Here is a 13,358-nt window from a genome sequence, read left to right as displayed (position 1 = left end):
CTTTTGTGGGCTGGGCTGGATCGACGACCGCATCCGGGAAGCCACCGTCACGTTTCCCCGGGGGCGCTTCGCTTACCCGGGCTACAAAGGCCCGTGCGTCGTCGGGGGCGTGCGACGCGCATGCGATAATCCCCGGCTCTCTTCGCATTCCGGTCCCCCATGTCCCGCGAGTTCGTCGTTTCCTGCGCCCTGCCCTATGCCAACGGGCACCTGCACCTGGGCCACCTGGTCGGCTACACCCAGGCCGACATCTGGTGCCGCGCCCAGCGCATGGCCGGCCACAAGGCCTGGTACGTGTGCGCCGACGACACCCACGGCACGCCGATCATGCTCGCCGCCGAGAAGGCCGGGCAGTCGCCGGAAGCCTTCATCGCCGGCATCCAGGCCAGCCACGAGCGCGACTTCGCCGATTTCGGCGTCGCCTTCGATCATTACGACTCGACCAATTCCGAACGCAACCGCGTCCTGACCGAGGCGATCTACGCCAAGCTCGACAACAACGGCCACATCGCGCGCCGCTCGGTCGCGCAGCTGTACGACCCGGTCAAGGGCATGTTCCTGCCCGACCGCTACGTGAAGGGCATCTGCCCCAACTGCGGCACGCCCGACCAGTACGGGGACAACTGCGAGAACTGCGGCGCGACCTACTCGCCGACCGAACTGAAGGAACCGCGCTCGGTCATCAGCGGCGCCACGCCGGAGCTGCGCGAGTCCGAACACTTCTTCTTCGAGGTCGGCCAGTTCGCCGGCTTCCTGCGCGAATGGCTCGCCGGCGACGTCGCGCTTCCCGGCGTGAAGGCGAAGCTCCAGGAATGGCTGGACGCCGAGGGCGGCCTGCGCGCGTGGGACATCTCGCGCGACGCGCCGTACTTCGGTTTCCAGATCCCCGGCCATCCGGGCAAGTACCTGTACGTCTGGCTGGACGCGCCGATCGGCTACCTGTCCAGCTTCCAGGCGCTGTGCGAGCGCGAAGGCCTGGACTTCTGGTCCTACCTGCGCCGCGACAGCCCGGCCGAACTGCACCACTTCATCGGCAAGGACATCGTCAACTTCCACGGCCTGTTCTGGCCGGCGGTGCTGCACGGCGCGGGCTTCCGCGCGCCGACGCGGCTGCACGTCAACGGCTATCTCACCGTCGACGGCGCCAAGATGTCCAAGTCGCGCGGCACCTTCGTCATGGCGCGCACCTATCTCGACGCCGGCCTCGATCCCGAAGCGCTGCGTTACTACTACGCGACCAAGACCACCGGCGGCGTCGATGATCTCGACCTCAACCTGTCGGACTTCGTCGCGCGCGTGAACGCGGACCTGGTCGGCAAGTTCGTGAACCTCGCCAGCCGCTGCGCCGGGTTCATCGAGAAGCGTTTCGACGGTCGCCTCGCCGATGCCCTGCCCGACGCGGCGCAGTACGCGCGCTTCGTCGAACAGCTGGCGCCGATCGCGCAGGCGTACGAGCGCAACGAAGCGGCCACCGCGCTGCGCCTGACGATGGCCTTGGCGGACGAGGCCAACAAGTACATCGACGAACACAAGCCGTGGGTACTCGCCAAGCAGGACGGCATGGAGGCGCAGCTGCAGGCCGTGTGCACGCAGGGCCTGAACCTGTTCCGCGTGCTCAACGCCGCGCTCAAGCCGGTGCTGCCGCGCGTCGCCGCGCAGGCGGAGGCTTTCCTCGCCGCGCCCGTGACGCACTGGCGCGACACCGAAGCGCCGCTGCTCGCGCGCACCATCAACGCCTACACCCCGCTGTTCACCCGCATCGACCCGAAACAGATCCAGACCATGATCGACGCTTCCAAGGATTCGCTGGCCCCGAAGGCCGACGCCAGGACTGAAACCACCGCCAAGGCCGAACCCAAGGCCGCCGCCGCACCGGCGCCTGCCGCGGGCGATGCCGCACCGACCATCGGCATCGACGACTTCGCCAAGCTCGACCTGCGCGTGGGCAAGGTGGTCGCGTGCGAATTCGTGGAAGGCTCCGACAAGCTGCTGCGTTTCGAACTCGACGCCGGCGAGCTGGGCACGCGCCAGATCTTCTCCGGCATCCGCGGTTCCTACGGCGAACCGGAAAAGCTCGTCGGCCGCAGCGTCGTGTTCATCGCCAACCTCGCGCCGCGCAAGATGCGCTTCGGCACCAGCGAGGGAATGATCCTGTCGGCCGGTTTCGACGGCGGCTCGCTGCACCTGCTCGATGCGGATGCAGGCGTGCAGCCGGGGGCGCCGGTGCGCTGAACGACCAGGAACGAGTGATCAGGAGTGAGAAGCGAGTGACGCCGGCACTCCTACTCGTTTCTCGTTCCTCTCCCCTCGTTTTTCCCGCTCATGGACCTGACCGAACGCCTCGACCGCCTGCTCCCGCAAACCCAATGCGGGCAGTGCGGCTACGCGGGCTGCCGTCCTTATGCGGAGGCGATGGCGCGCGGCGAGGCGGAGGTCGACCGCTGTCCGCCCGGCGGCGACGAGGGCGCGCGTGCGCTCGCGAAGCTGCTGGACGTGCCGGCGAAACCGTTCGACCGGACGCGCGGCGAACACAAGCCGCCACAGGTGGCGCTGATCGTCGAAGCGGACTGCATCGGCTGCACCAAATGCATCCAGGCGTGCCCCGTGGACGCGATCGTCGGCGGTTCCAGGCACATGCACACCGTCATCGACCCGCTGTGCACCGGCTGCGAGCTGTGCGTGCCGGCGTGCCCGGTGGATTGCATCGTGATGGTGGCGGCGTAGGCGTTCGCCCCCGAAAAGTCATCCCGGCGAAGACCGGGAGACGCTGGGTGAACCGGGATGAGCTGGGTGAAGTGAACGCCCCGGAAGCGCAGGAGAAACAGCGTTACCTCGCCGACGCGTTCGCAGGCGCGCCTTGCGTCGCCCCACCCGCAGGCGCTGCTTCCGGCACGCACACCGAGCACACGCGCTCCACCGCATAGCCCTTCGCGCGCAACTTCTCGACCACGCCATCCTCGCCGAGCAGGTGCAGCGCGCCGACGACCACCAGCGTGTCGCCCTTCTTCTGTCCGTCGAGCATCTGCTGGATCTGCGGCACCCACGCGTCGTTGCGCTCGACGTTGACCATGCGGTACGTCTCGGGCGTTTTCTCGCGCATTTCCTCGCGCGTGAGCGTGTCCAGCCGCGCGAGGTCGCCGTCGCGCCACGCGTTGTGCAGGTCGCTGAGCATGCCGGGCATTTCCATGGGCTTGTCGAGGAATTCCTTCAGCGACTTCACCTGCTCGTCCATCGGCGTGGAATCGAGCACGCTCAGCTGCAGGTCGATCGACTCCAGTCCGCCGGTCGCCTTTCCGCTCGCGCGCGCCTGCTGCATCAGCACCTGGTCCAGGCCCTTTTCCTGCTGGAAGCCCATCTGCTGCGAGATGCCCAGCATCAACGAGAGGTTCACGAACCACGGCTCGTACGCGTCGAACTGCGCGATGGATTCGTCGTAACGGGCAAGGATGCGGTTGAACTTCTCGCGCATGGTCGGCGGCAGCACCTGGCTGAGCGTGCGTCCATCCGCATAGCCGGCGGCGGCGAGGAATTTCTGCCCCGTCGCCGGATCCAGCAACTGCTCCGGCGGCACTTCGAAAACGACCTTGTCGGCGCTTGCGAACGCCTGGTCGATGTCGGACGAGAGCGGGTAATCGTCGGCCTTGAGCAGGTGGAACGAGCCGAGCAGGTACACCGCGTTGTCGCGATCGGACACCTTCCACAGCAGCGGCACCGGCGGCGCCTTGGCCGTCGCGGTGGCGACGCCTGCGCCTGGTGCGACCGGAGCCGGCTGCGACGGCGAGCGCGCCTGCTCGACGGCGAGGGCCATCGACATCAGGCCCGCGGCAGCGAGGAGCGAAAGGCAGAGCAGCTTCAGGCGGCGCATCGGGTGGTGGTCCGGATCAGGGAGCGGAGTGGGCGTAGGTCTTCTCGCCGGCCTGGATCGCCACGTCCAGCCGGTTCTCCGGCGGCGGCAGCGGGCAGGTCGCGAACGGGGTGAACGCGCACGGCGGATTGTGCGCCTGGTTGAAATCGAGCACGACGGTGCCGCCCACGCCCGGCTTGGCGACGTCGAGGAAGCGTCCGGCCGGATAGCTGCCGTGTCCGCTGGTGCGATCGGCGAAGACCAGGAACAGCGTGTCGCCGCCCTCGTCGAGCGCTTCGATGCGGAAGGTCTTGCCGCCGTGCTGGAACTCGATCGCGCCCGGATTCGGCACCGCGTCGGTGGTGCCGATGATGTTGGCGATCTCCAGCGTCTTGCCCGCCGGATGCGGCACGAAGCGGCCTTCCACGCGCCAGTCGGCGCTGGTCGGCCAGTACTCGATGCCGCGGAAGCCGGTGCGCGTGGGCGCGTCGGCGTGCTTCACGCGCAGCAGGTAGCGATCGCCGCGCTTGATCACCGTCGCCACGCCCTTGCCTTCATCGAACGCGATGACACTGGGCCCGGCCGGCGCGTCGTCGGCGCGCAGGATCGTCTCGCCGGTGAACGGCTGGCCATCGAGCGTCATCGCCACGCCCTTCTCCGCGACGAAGCGGATGCCGCCCTTGCCCTGGTCGATCATGCCCAGGTGCGCCGGACCGACCGCCAGCTTGATCCCGTTGCCGGCGGAAGCGCCGACGTAATGCGCGCCCGGATCGATCCAGTGCAGCCCGACCAGGCTGGTCCAGCCGTCGGGCCGGGTCAGCTCGGCGATGCGCGCCTGGCGCACCACGTCCAGCTCGCGCTGGAAGGCCACCTGCGCCGCCTTCGCCTGTTCGGCGCTCGCGGCATCGTCCCGGCCTGGCCCGCAGGCGGTGATCGCACCCAGCATCATGAGGATCAGTGCCCCCTTCGCGCCTGAAGCCATTCAACGTCCTCGCAGGAACCAGCGGTCGATGTCGGGCAGCGTGAACCGCGCCCAGGTGGGACGGCCATGATTGCACTGGCCGGAGCGCTCGGTGATTTCCATCTCGCGCAACAGGGCATTCATCTCGGGCAGAGTGAGACGCCGGTTCGCGCGCACCGCGCCGTGGCAGGCCATCGTCGCGAGCAGTTCGTCGCGCGCGGCGGCGACGCGGCGGGATTCGCCATGTTCGCGGAGGTCGGCCAGCACGTCGCGCAGCAGCGCCTCGACGTCGCCGTGCGCGAGCAGCGCCGGCACCGCGCGCAAGGTCAGCGACTGCGGGCCGCTGCGGGTCACTTCGAAGCCGAGTTCGGCCAGCGTCCGCGCCTCGCGTTCGGCGACTTCGGCCTCGCGCTCGGATACCGCCAGCGTCGCCGGGACGAGCAGCGGCTGCGTGCGCAGGCCTTCCCCGTCGTGCGCGGTCTTGAGCTTCTCGTAGCCGATGCGCTCGTGCGCGGCGTGCATGTCGACGACGATCAGGCCTTCCGCGCTCTCGGCGAGGATGTAGATGCCATGCAATTGCGCGATCGCATAACCGAGCGGCGGCAGCGTGGCGTCCTCACCGTGCGGCAACGTCGCCGGTTGCGACACCTGCACGAACGACGGCGCCACCGCGGTCACGGCCCCGCCGCCGTACAGCGCCGCGTAACCGGCGCGGGTGTCCGCCACCTGCATCGGCAGCGGCGACTGCGTGGCGCGATCGAGATACCCGTAGGCCGGCGCCGCGCTGGCATGACCGCCGAATGCGGGCGCCGCCATCGCGTCGTTCGCCGGCATGCCGGCGACGCCCGCGACCGTGCCGGCGCGCGTTTCGGCCAGCGCGTCCTGCAGGGTGCGGTAGACGAAATCGTGGATCAGCCGCGCGTCGCGGAACCGCACTTCGTGCTTGGCCGGATGCACGTTGACGTCGACGCGGCGCGGGTCGAGTTCGAGGAACAGCACGTACGCCGGCTGGCGGCCGTGGAAGAGCACGTCGGCATACGCCTGCTTGATCGCGTGCGCGATGCTGCGATCGCGCACCGCGCGGCCGTTGACGTAGAGGTATTGCTGGTCGGCGCTGGCGCGGTTGTAGGCGGGCTGGGCGATCCACCCGTGCAGGCGCAGGCCGGCGCCGGCGTGTTCGACGCGCAGCGCGTTGCGGGCGAATTCCTCGCCGAGCGCTTCGTGCAGGCGCACTTCGGACAACAGGGCCTGCCCCGGACCTGATCCGGGGTCGCCCTCGCCTTTCCAGCGACGCGACGGCTTGCCGTTGTGCGAGACGCGCAGTTCGACGTCCGGACGCGCGAGCGCCAGCTGCCGCAGCCATTCCTCGATGTGGCCGAGCTCGGTGCGCTCGGCCTTCAGGAACTTGCGCCGCGCCGGCACGTTGAAGAACAGGTCGCGCACCTCGACCGTCGTCCCCGGCGGGTGCGGCTTCGGCATGACCTCGCCGGGACGGCCGCCGTCGATTTCCAGCGTCGCCGCGCGATCGCTGCCCACGCGGCGCGAGGTGAGCGCGAAGCGGCTGACCGAGGCGATCGACGGCAGCGCCTCGCCGCGGAAGCCGAGCGTCGCCACGCCTTCCAGGTCGTCGAGCGAGGCGATCTTGCTGGTCGCGTGGCGCGAGACCGCCAATGGCAGTTCGCCGGGCTCGATGCCCTTGCCGTCGTCGCGGATGCGGATCAGGCGGACGCCGCCTTCTTCCAGGTCGATGTCGATGCGGCGCGCGCCGGCGTCGAGCGCGTTCTCGACGAGCTCCTTGACCACCGAAGCGGGACGCTCGATGACCTCGCCGGCGGCGATCTGGTTGATGAGGGTGTCGGGGAGCTGGCGGATCGTCACGGCTGGGCGAAGCGGTCCGGAATCGCGGAAGAATCGCCACGCATGATAGCCGACGGCGCCGCCCCGCTCGCCGTGCCGGAAGGAAAAAACCTGCGGAACGCTGGGCCCGCCTTCGATACGGATCAACGTCGATGGGGCGGATACGGCGAGGCGTGTCCGCGCTTTCAGGTCCGATTGGATCCGCGGCTCAGAGGCTGCCGCCGCTCGCTTCGCCACCCGATGCGTACTGCGCGTCGGCGCGCGCCGCGTAGAGCGTGCCCGGCGGCGGTTGGCGGGTGAAATAGGTGTTGACGCCATCCAGCACCGCACGCGCGAGCTTGCGCTGGTGGCCGGGATCGTTGAGCCGCTTTTCTTCTTCGGGATTCGAGATGAAGGCGGTTTCGACCAGCATCGCCGGCATGTCGGACGTGCGCAGCACGGCGAAGTTGGCGCGCTCGATGTTCGGCTTGTGGTTGTTGCCCACACGCTTGAGGCCGTCGAGCACATGGCCGGCGGCGTCCTCGGAGGCCTTCATGTGGCCGCTCTGGGTAAGGTCGAGCAGCACCGAGGCCAGCGTGTTGCTGGTCTGCTCCAGGCGCACGCCGCCGATGAGATCGGACGCGTTTTCCTTGTCGGCCAGCCAGCGGGCGCGCTGCGAGGACGCGCCCTTGAGCGACAACACGTACACCGACGAGCCGCGCGCGGCGCGGTTTTCCGCGGCGTCGGCATGGATGGAGATGAACATGTCCGCCTTGGCCGCGCGCGCCAGCTGCGCGCGACGCGGCAGCGGGATGAACACGTCGGTGTCGCGCGTGAGGTAGGCCTTCAGGCCCGGGGTGGCGTTGACCTGCCGCGCCAGTTCGCGGGCGATCGCCAGCGTCGCGTCCTTCTCGCGCTTGCCCGACGGGCCGATCGCGCCCGGGTCCTGCCCGCCGTGGCCGGCGTCGATGGCGATGACCAGCGGACGCATGCCGCGACCGCGCATCACGTCCTTCATCGTCTTGACCGGCGCCTGCTTCGCGGGCGCTTCGGCTTCGGCTGCCGTCGCGTTACCCGACGCGGCCAGCGCCGAACCGGGCATGGGCGTCGGTACGCCGGTGGCGATGCGGGTCGGAACGCCGGTGGCGATGGTGGTCGCGACGGGCGGCTTCGCCGGCGCGATCGTGTTCTGCGAAGCCGTCGCCGGCAGCTGCGTGGCTGCGGACGCGATCGGCGTGACGCTCGGCATCGCCGACGGCGGAACGGTCGCGACGGACGCCGGCGCGGCGGACGGCGTCGGCGCGGCGGTGCTCTCGTTGCGCGCGACGATTTCGGTGATCAGGCGCGTCGTCGCCGCCGACGAGGCGGCCGGGTCGAACTTCGGTGCCAGGGATTCGGCCGGCGGTGCGGCAGCGGTTGCGACCGCCGGCGCGACGGCAGCGGGCTGCGCGGGCGCGGAGGCGACGGCCGCGGCGGACGGAGCGCCATCGCCCGGCCATTCCAGCACCAGGCGCGGACCGTCGCCGGCCTGTTCGATGCGCGGCTTGAGCACGGCGACCGGCTGGGCCAGATCGAACACGATGCGGGCCGTCCCGGGCGTCGGTTCGCCGGTGCGGACCGACTTCACCACGCCGACAGCGGACGGCAGACGCAGGCCGCGGGCCAGCGCGGAGGACGGAAGGTCGATGACGAGGCGATCCGGCCCCTTGAGGCTGATGACCTTGAATTCGGCGGCACGGTCCAGGGCGATTTCGGCGCGGGTGCCGGTGGCGCCGTCGCGCAGTTCCAAGCCCTTGATTTCACTGGCGTGGGCGAGATTCCAGGCCAGCGCCGCGAGCAGCGCGAGGCCGAGCAGGCATTTCTGGACGGTGGCGGCCTTGACACGCATGGCCGGTAGTCAAGCACCGCGATATTAAATTTGCAAGCACTTTTCCCTTACGAATCCGGCACCTGGCGACTTTTCCTGCAAATCCGTTCAGGAGTCGTCCGCAACTTCGTGCCCCGAAGACACCCGCCCGGCCCAGGCGTCGCCGATCGGCGAGCCCGGGTGCAGGCGGGCGATCCGCCCCGGTCCACGCATGGACAGCTCGACGGTCAGGTCCGGCGCCGGCAGCGCACCGACGCCCCGCTCCGGCCATTCGACCAGCCACAGCCGCACTTCCGCGCCGTCGAGACCGAGGAATTCCAGCTCGCCAGGATCGGCGATGCGATAGAGATCCAGATGCCACGCCTCGCCGCCATCGGCCAAGGGATAACGTTCGACCAGCGTGTACGTCGGACTGCGGATCGCGCCCTGCACGCCAAGCGCGCGCAACAACGCACGCGCGATCGTCGACTTGCCCGCGCCCAGGTCGCCGTGCAGATGCACCACCGCCTGCGCGGGACGCGTCAACGCCAGGCGCGCGCCCAACGCGTCGGTGGCATCGGCATCGGGCAACCACAGTTCGGTCATCGCATCGGCTCCGGGACGTACGGTTCTGGATTGGCGAAATGCCGCAACCACGGCATGAGATCGCTGGGAAGCAGGCCGCGTTCGCCGCCGTCGTGCGCGGCGGCGTCGCCCGCCGCCGAATGCAGCAGCGCGCCGCACGCGGCGGCATCGAAGGCGTTCAGCCCCTGCGCGCGCAGTGCGGCGATCACGCCGCTGAGCACGTCGCCCATGCCGCCGACCGCCATGCCGGGATTGCCTGCGCCGATCACGCGCGGCGTTTCGTGCGCGGCGGCGACTATCGTGCCCGCACCCTTGAGCACGACCACGCACGCATAGCGATCGCACAACGCACGTGCGGCGGCGAAGCGATCGCGCTGGATGTCGGCGGTGTTCGCATCGAGCAGGCGCGCTGCTTCGCCCGGATGGGGCGTGATCACCGCATCGGCCGGCAACGCGAACGGGCGCGTCGCCAGCAGGTTCAACGCATCGGCATCGAGCAGCAGCGGCTTTCCGCTGGCGATCGCGCGCTCGTACAGCGGCAGGCTCCATGGGCCCTGCCCGAGCCCGGGGCCGAGCGCGACCGCATCCGCGCGATCGAGCGCGGCATGCAGCGCATCGGCATCGCCGACGTCGTGCGCCATCGCTTCGGGCAATCGCGCGAGCAGCGGCGCGACGTGACGTTCGCGCGTGGCGGCTTCCACCAGTCCCGCACCGCTGCGCAGTGCCGCTTCCGCGCAGAGCATGATCGCGCCGCCGCTGCCGTGATCCCCGCCAATGCACAGCACGCGGCCGTTGCGGCCCTTGTGGCTGTCGCGCGGACGCGGCGCGAGCCAGCGCGGCAGATCGGCTGCGGCGAGGCGTTCGGCGATGGCGGCGACGCCGTCGAAATCGGCGGGTTCGAGATCGAGCGATGCGAGCGCCAGCGTGCCGGCATGATCGAGCGCGACACCGGTGCGCAACCCGGCTTTGGGCGCGATGAATTCGATCGTGCGCGCGGCGATCACCGCCTCGCCCGGCGCGCCGCCGCGATCGGCATCGATGCCGCTGGGAACGTCGAGCGCGTACACCGGCGCACGGCTCGCGTTCATCGCGGCGATCAGCGCCCGCGTCGCCGCATCCGGCGCGCGTGCGAAGCCGATGCCGAACAGCGCGTCGATGACGACGTCGCACGGCGGCAAGGCGTGTTCGAACATTTCGTTCGCGCCGCCGCATTGCGCGTATTCATCGGCGGCACGACGGGCGAGTTCGCTTCGCGGAGCGTGTTCAGGCAGACGGACGACGCGCACGTCGCGTCCGGACTCGCGCGCGTGGCGTGCGAGCACGTAGCCGTCTCCCCCGTTGTTGCCGGGGCCGCACACGACGACGATCCGCATCGCCTGCGGCCAGCGCATGAGGAGATCGCGCCATGCGGCCTGGCCGGCGCGGCGCATCAGTTCGAACCCGTCGCCCAGGCGCTGCGTCGCGCGCGCCTCCAGCCGGCGCAGCGCGGCGGCGTCGAACAGCGCGTGGGAGGGATGGGCGGCGTGGGCCATCGCGCGATTCTATACTTGGCATGCCGTGAATCCCGCCGCTTCGCCCCCGTCCCTGCCCGCCCCCGCGCCCGATTACGGCGCGCTGGCTGCGCGCGTGCGCGAACTGGCTCGCGAGTTCGGCTTCCAGCGCTGCGGCATCGCCGGCGTCGAACTCGGCGAGGACGAAGCGCACCTGCGCGACTGGCTCGCGCAGGGGCTGTACGGTTCGATGGACTGGATGGCGCGCCATGGCGAACTGCGCGCGCGTCCGCACGAACTGCATCCGGGTACGGTGCGCGTGATCTCGGTCGGCCTCGATTACGGGCGCGACACCGATGAAGCCTGGGCCACGCTCGACAACGCCGAACGCGCGTACGTCGCGCGTTACGCGCTGGGCCGCGATTACCACAAGCTCATGCGCCAGCGCCTGCAACGCCTCGCCGACCGTATCGCCGAGGTCGTCGGTCCGTTCGGCCATCGCGTGTTCGTCGATTCGGCACCGGTGCTGGAGCGCGCGCTCGCGCGCAACGCGGGACTTGGCTGGATCGGCAAGCACACCTGCCTGATCGACAAGGACGGCGGTTCTTTCTTCTTCCTCGGCGAGATCTACGTCGACCTGCCGCTGCCGATCGACGCGCCCGCGAGCGCGCACTGCGGCACGTGCCGGCGCTGCATCGACATATGCCCGACGCAGGCGATCGTCGCGCCGTACCGGCTGGATGCGCGGCGCTGCATCGCGTATCTCACGATCGAGCACGAAGGCGCGATTCCCGAAGACCTGCGCGCGCCGATCGGCAACCGCATCTTCGGTTGCGACGACTGCCAGCTGGCGTGCCCCTGGAACAAGTTCGCCCAACGCACGGACGAGCCGGATTTCCGCGTACGCAACGACCTGGACAAGGCGACGCTGGTGGATCTGTTCGCGTGGAGCGAGGAGGAGTTCCTGCAACGCACGGAGGGTTCGGCGATCCGTCGCAGCGGGCATGAACGGTGGTTGCGGAATATCGCCGTCGCGCTGGGGAATGCACCCTCGACGCCGGAGGTGATCGGCGCGCTGCGTGGGCGATGGGCGTCCGCGAGCCCGATGGTGCGCGAGCACATCGAGTGGGCGCTGCGGCGGCATGGGGTGGGTCCGGCGAGCTGACGCCGCGCTTGTGTAGCCCGGGTAAGCGAAGCGCACCCGGGGACTTTGGCGCACGATCCGGGTGCGCTGCGCTTACCCGGGCTACAGGAACCTTGCTACGAATGCGTCCGCTATCGGCCGCGCAGCTGTTCCAGCAACGCGCGCGTCACCGGATCGTCCGCCTGCGCCTGACCTTCCAGCGCCGGCAGCAGCCGGTTCGCGACCTGCTTGCCCAGCTCCACGCCGAACTGGTCGAAGGCGTTGATGCCCCACACCAGCGACTGCAGGTACACGCTGTGTTCGTACAGCGCGAGCAGCGCGCCGAAGCTGTGCGGCGTCAGTGCGTCGAGCAGGATCGTCGTCGTCGGGCGACCGCCGGCGTACGCGCGGTGCGGGTCGTCGCTCGCCTGGCCGTTCGCGAACGCTTCGGTCTGCGCGAGCAGGTTGGCCTGCAGCGCGCGATGGTTCTGCGGATACGGCGCATCGGCGCGGATCACACCGATGAAGTCCGCAGGCACGATCGACGTGCCCTGGTGCAGCGCCTGGAAGAAGCTGTGCTGCGTGTCGGTGCCGGCGCCGCCCCACCATACCGGCACGGTTTCCACGCCGACCGGCGTGCCGTCGGTGCGCGTGGACTTGCCGAGGCTTTCCATCACCAACTGCTGCAGGTAGTTCGACAGCAGCTTCAGGCGTTCGTCGTACGGCAGCACGGCCTGCGTCGAATAGCCCAGGCCGTTGCGGTTCCACACGCCGGTCAGCGCGTGCCAGAACGCAAGGTTCGATTCGGCCGGCGTGCGCAGGACGTGCGCGTCCATTTCGGCGGCGCCCGCGAGCATCTGCTCGAAGGCGTCCATGCCGATCGCCAGCGCGATCGGTAAACCCACCGCCGACCACAGCGAATAACGGCCGCCGACCCAGTCCCACATCGGCAGGATGCGTTCGGCGGGAATCGAGAACGTCTGCGCCGCACGCTCGACGTTCGCCGACACGGCGTACAGCCGCTCCGTGCCGCCGAGCCAGTCGCGCAGGATCGCGCCGTTGAGCAGCGTTTCCTGCGTGCCGAAGGTCTTGGAAATCAGCACCGCGGCGGTGCGCGCGGGATCGAGCCCGGCCAGCACGCGCTGCGCCGCATGGCCGTCGACGTTGCTGAGGAAATGCACGCGCAGGCGGCCGGGCTTCGCGCCGCCCAATGCATCCACGGCCAGGCGCGGACCGAGATCGGAGCCGCCGATGCCGACGCTGACAACGTCGGTGATGCCGCTGCTGGAAAGCGATTCGACCAGCGCGCGCATCCGCGTGCGCGCTTCGAGCGCCTGCGCGTGGGCCGCCTTTGCGACGGGCGCGTCCGACAGGTCGCTGCGCAGCGACGTGTGCAGCACGCTGCGGCCTTCGGTGAGGTTGATCTTCTCGCCGTCGAACAGCGCCTTCAGTCGCGCGGGGGCATCGACCGACTGCGCGAGTGCGAACAACGCGGCGAACGCGTCGCGGTCGTAATGCTGGCGGGCGAAGTTGGCGTAGATCGGGCCGACGCGCAGCGCGAACTCCTGCGCGCGCGCCGGATCGCCGGCGATCAGCTTCGCAAGCGGGGTCTGGACGACGCGCCCGGCCTGGGCGCGGAGCTGGCTCAGACGGGCGGCGGCATCCATGGGCGG

The 13,358-nt window shown here is 69.8% G+C and carries 10 protein-coding genes; 3 read left to right on the top strand and 7 right to left on the bottom strand.

Features of this window, described 5'->3' with window-relative positions; translation table 11 throughout:
• Positions 1-159 precede the first annotated feature (159 nt).
• Together metG and rnfB are read left to right on the top strand one after the other, a co-directional pair.
• Positions 160-2,232 (top strand): methionine--tRNA ligase, encoded by a 2,073-nt coding sequence (gene metG / locus AC3ANK_RS06150; RefSeq protein ID WP_484172411.1) that lies wholly within the window; start codon positions 160-162, stop codon positions 2,230-2,232.
• A gap of 90 nt (positions 2,233-2,322) precedes the next feature.
• Positions 2,323-2,724 carry an Rnf electron transport complex subunit RnfB gene (gene rnfB / locus AC3ANK_RS06145; RefSeq protein WP_206859338.1) on the top strand — a complete coding sequence of 134 codons (402 nt, stop codon included), beginning with the start codon at positions 2,323-2,325 and terminating at the stop codon, positions 2,722-2,724.
• A gap of 103 nt (positions 2,725-2,827) precedes the next feature.
• On the opposite strand, the gene AC3ANK_RS06140 is transcribed toward rnfB, so the two are convergent.
• The 6 genes from AC3ANK_RS06140 to AC3ANK_RS06115 form a co-directional block, all read right to left on the bottom strand.
• Entirely contained in the window at positions 2,828-3,865 is a 1,038-nt protein-coding gene (locus AC3ANK_RS06140; protein WP_206859340.1) for a TraB/GumN family protein, read from the bottom strand.
• 16 nt (positions 3,866-3,881) lie between these two features.
• Positions 3,882-4,826 carry a DUF1684 domain-containing protein gene (locus tag AC3ANK_RS06135; protein ID WP_484172410.1) on the bottom strand — a complete coding sequence of 315 codons (945 nt, stop codon included), beginning with the start codon at positions 4,824-4,826 and terminating at the stop codon, positions 3,882-3,884.
• Positions 4,827-6,683 (bottom strand): DNA mismatch repair endonuclease MutL, encoded by a 1,857-nt coding sequence (mutL, locus tag AC3ANK_RS06130; protein WP_484172409.1) that lies wholly within the window; start codon positions 6,681-6,683, stop codon positions 4,827-4,829.
• 187 nt (positions 6,684-6,870) lie between these two features.
• A complete protein-coding gene (locus AC3ANK_RS06125; protein ID WP_484172408.1) occupies positions 6,871-8,529 on the bottom strand; it encodes an N-acetylmuramoyl-L-alanine amidase in 1,659 nt (552 codons plus the stop codon).
• An 87-nt stretch (positions 8,530-8,616) separates the two neighbouring features.
• Positions 8,617-9,093 carry a tRNA (adenosine(37)-N6)-threonylcarbamoyltransferase complex ATPase subunit type 1 TsaE gene (tsaE, locus tag AC3ANK_RS06120; RefSeq protein WP_484172407.1) on the bottom strand — a complete coding sequence of 159 codons (477 nt, stop codon included), beginning with the start codon at positions 9,091-9,093 and terminating at the stop codon, positions 8,617-8,619.
• On the bottom strand, positions 9,090-10,604 hold the full coding sequence (locus tag AC3ANK_RS06115) for an NAD(P)H-hydrate dehydratase (RefSeq protein ID WP_484172406.1): 1,515 nt from the start codon (positions 10,602-10,604) through the stop codon (positions 9,090-9,092). The genes tsaE and AC3ANK_RS06115 overlap by 4 nt, the downstream gene beginning before the upstream one ends.
• A gap of 52 nt (positions 10,605-10,656) precedes the next feature.
• Here AC3ANK_RS06115 and queG point away from each other — a divergent pair, with 52 nt between their 5' ends.
• Positions 10,657-11,727, top strand: a complete 1,071-nt coding sequence (gene queG / locus AC3ANK_RS06110; RefSeq protein WP_484172849.1) for a tRNA epoxyqueuosine(34) reductase QueG — start codon at positions 10,657-10,659, stop codon at positions 11,725-11,727.
• A gap of 110 nt (positions 11,728-11,837) precedes the next feature.
• On the opposite strand, the gene pgi is transcribed toward queG, so the two are convergent.
• On the bottom strand, positions 11,838-13,352 hold the full coding sequence (gene pgi, locus AC3ANK_RS06105; RefSeq protein ID WP_484172405.1) for a glucose-6-phosphate isomerase: 1,515 nt from the start codon (positions 13,350-13,352) through the stop codon (positions 11,838-11,840).
• Positions 13,353-13,358: the final 6 nt, after the last annotated feature.

Source organism: Lysobacter sp. SCRH-1R, from assembly GCF_057747855.1.
The sequence above is the reverse complement of the archived record's forward strand: the minus strand, read 5'-3'. Positions and strand labels throughout refer to the sequence as shown.

Bases quoted from the DNA above. Each gene is read 5' to 3' on its own strand.
- metG (WP_484172411.1), top strand. From the start codon at position 160: ATGTCCCGCGAGTTCGTCGTTTCCTGCGCCCTGCCCTATGCCAACGGG.
- rnfB (WP_206859338.1), top strand. From the start codon at position 2,323: ATGGACCTGACCGAACGCCTCGACCGCCTGCTCCCGCAAACCCAATGC.
- AC3ANK_RS06140 (WP_206859340.1), bottom strand. From the start codon at position 3,865: ATGCGCCGCCTGAAGCTGCTCTGCCTTTCGCTCCTCGCTGCCGCGGGC.
- AC3ANK_RS06135 (WP_484172410.1), bottom strand. From the start codon at position 4,826: ATGGCTTCAGGCGCGAAGGGGGCACTGATCCTCATGATGCTGGGTGCG.
- AC3ANK_RS06125 (WP_484172408.1), bottom strand. From the start codon at position 8,529: ATGCGTGTCAAGGCCGCCACCGTCCAGAAATGCCTGCTCGGCCTCGCG.
- tsaE (WP_484172407.1), bottom strand. From the start codon at position 9,093: ATGACCGAACTGTGGTTGCCCGATGCCGATGCCACCGACGCGTTGGGC.
- AC3ANK_RS06115 (WP_484172406.1), bottom strand. From the start codon at position 10,604: ATGGCCCACGCCGCCCATCCCTCCCACGCGCTGTTCGACGCCGCCGCG.
- pgi (WP_484172405.1), bottom strand. From the start codon at position 13,352: ATGGATGCCGCCGCCCGTCTGAGCCAGCTCCGCGCCCAGGCCGGGCGC.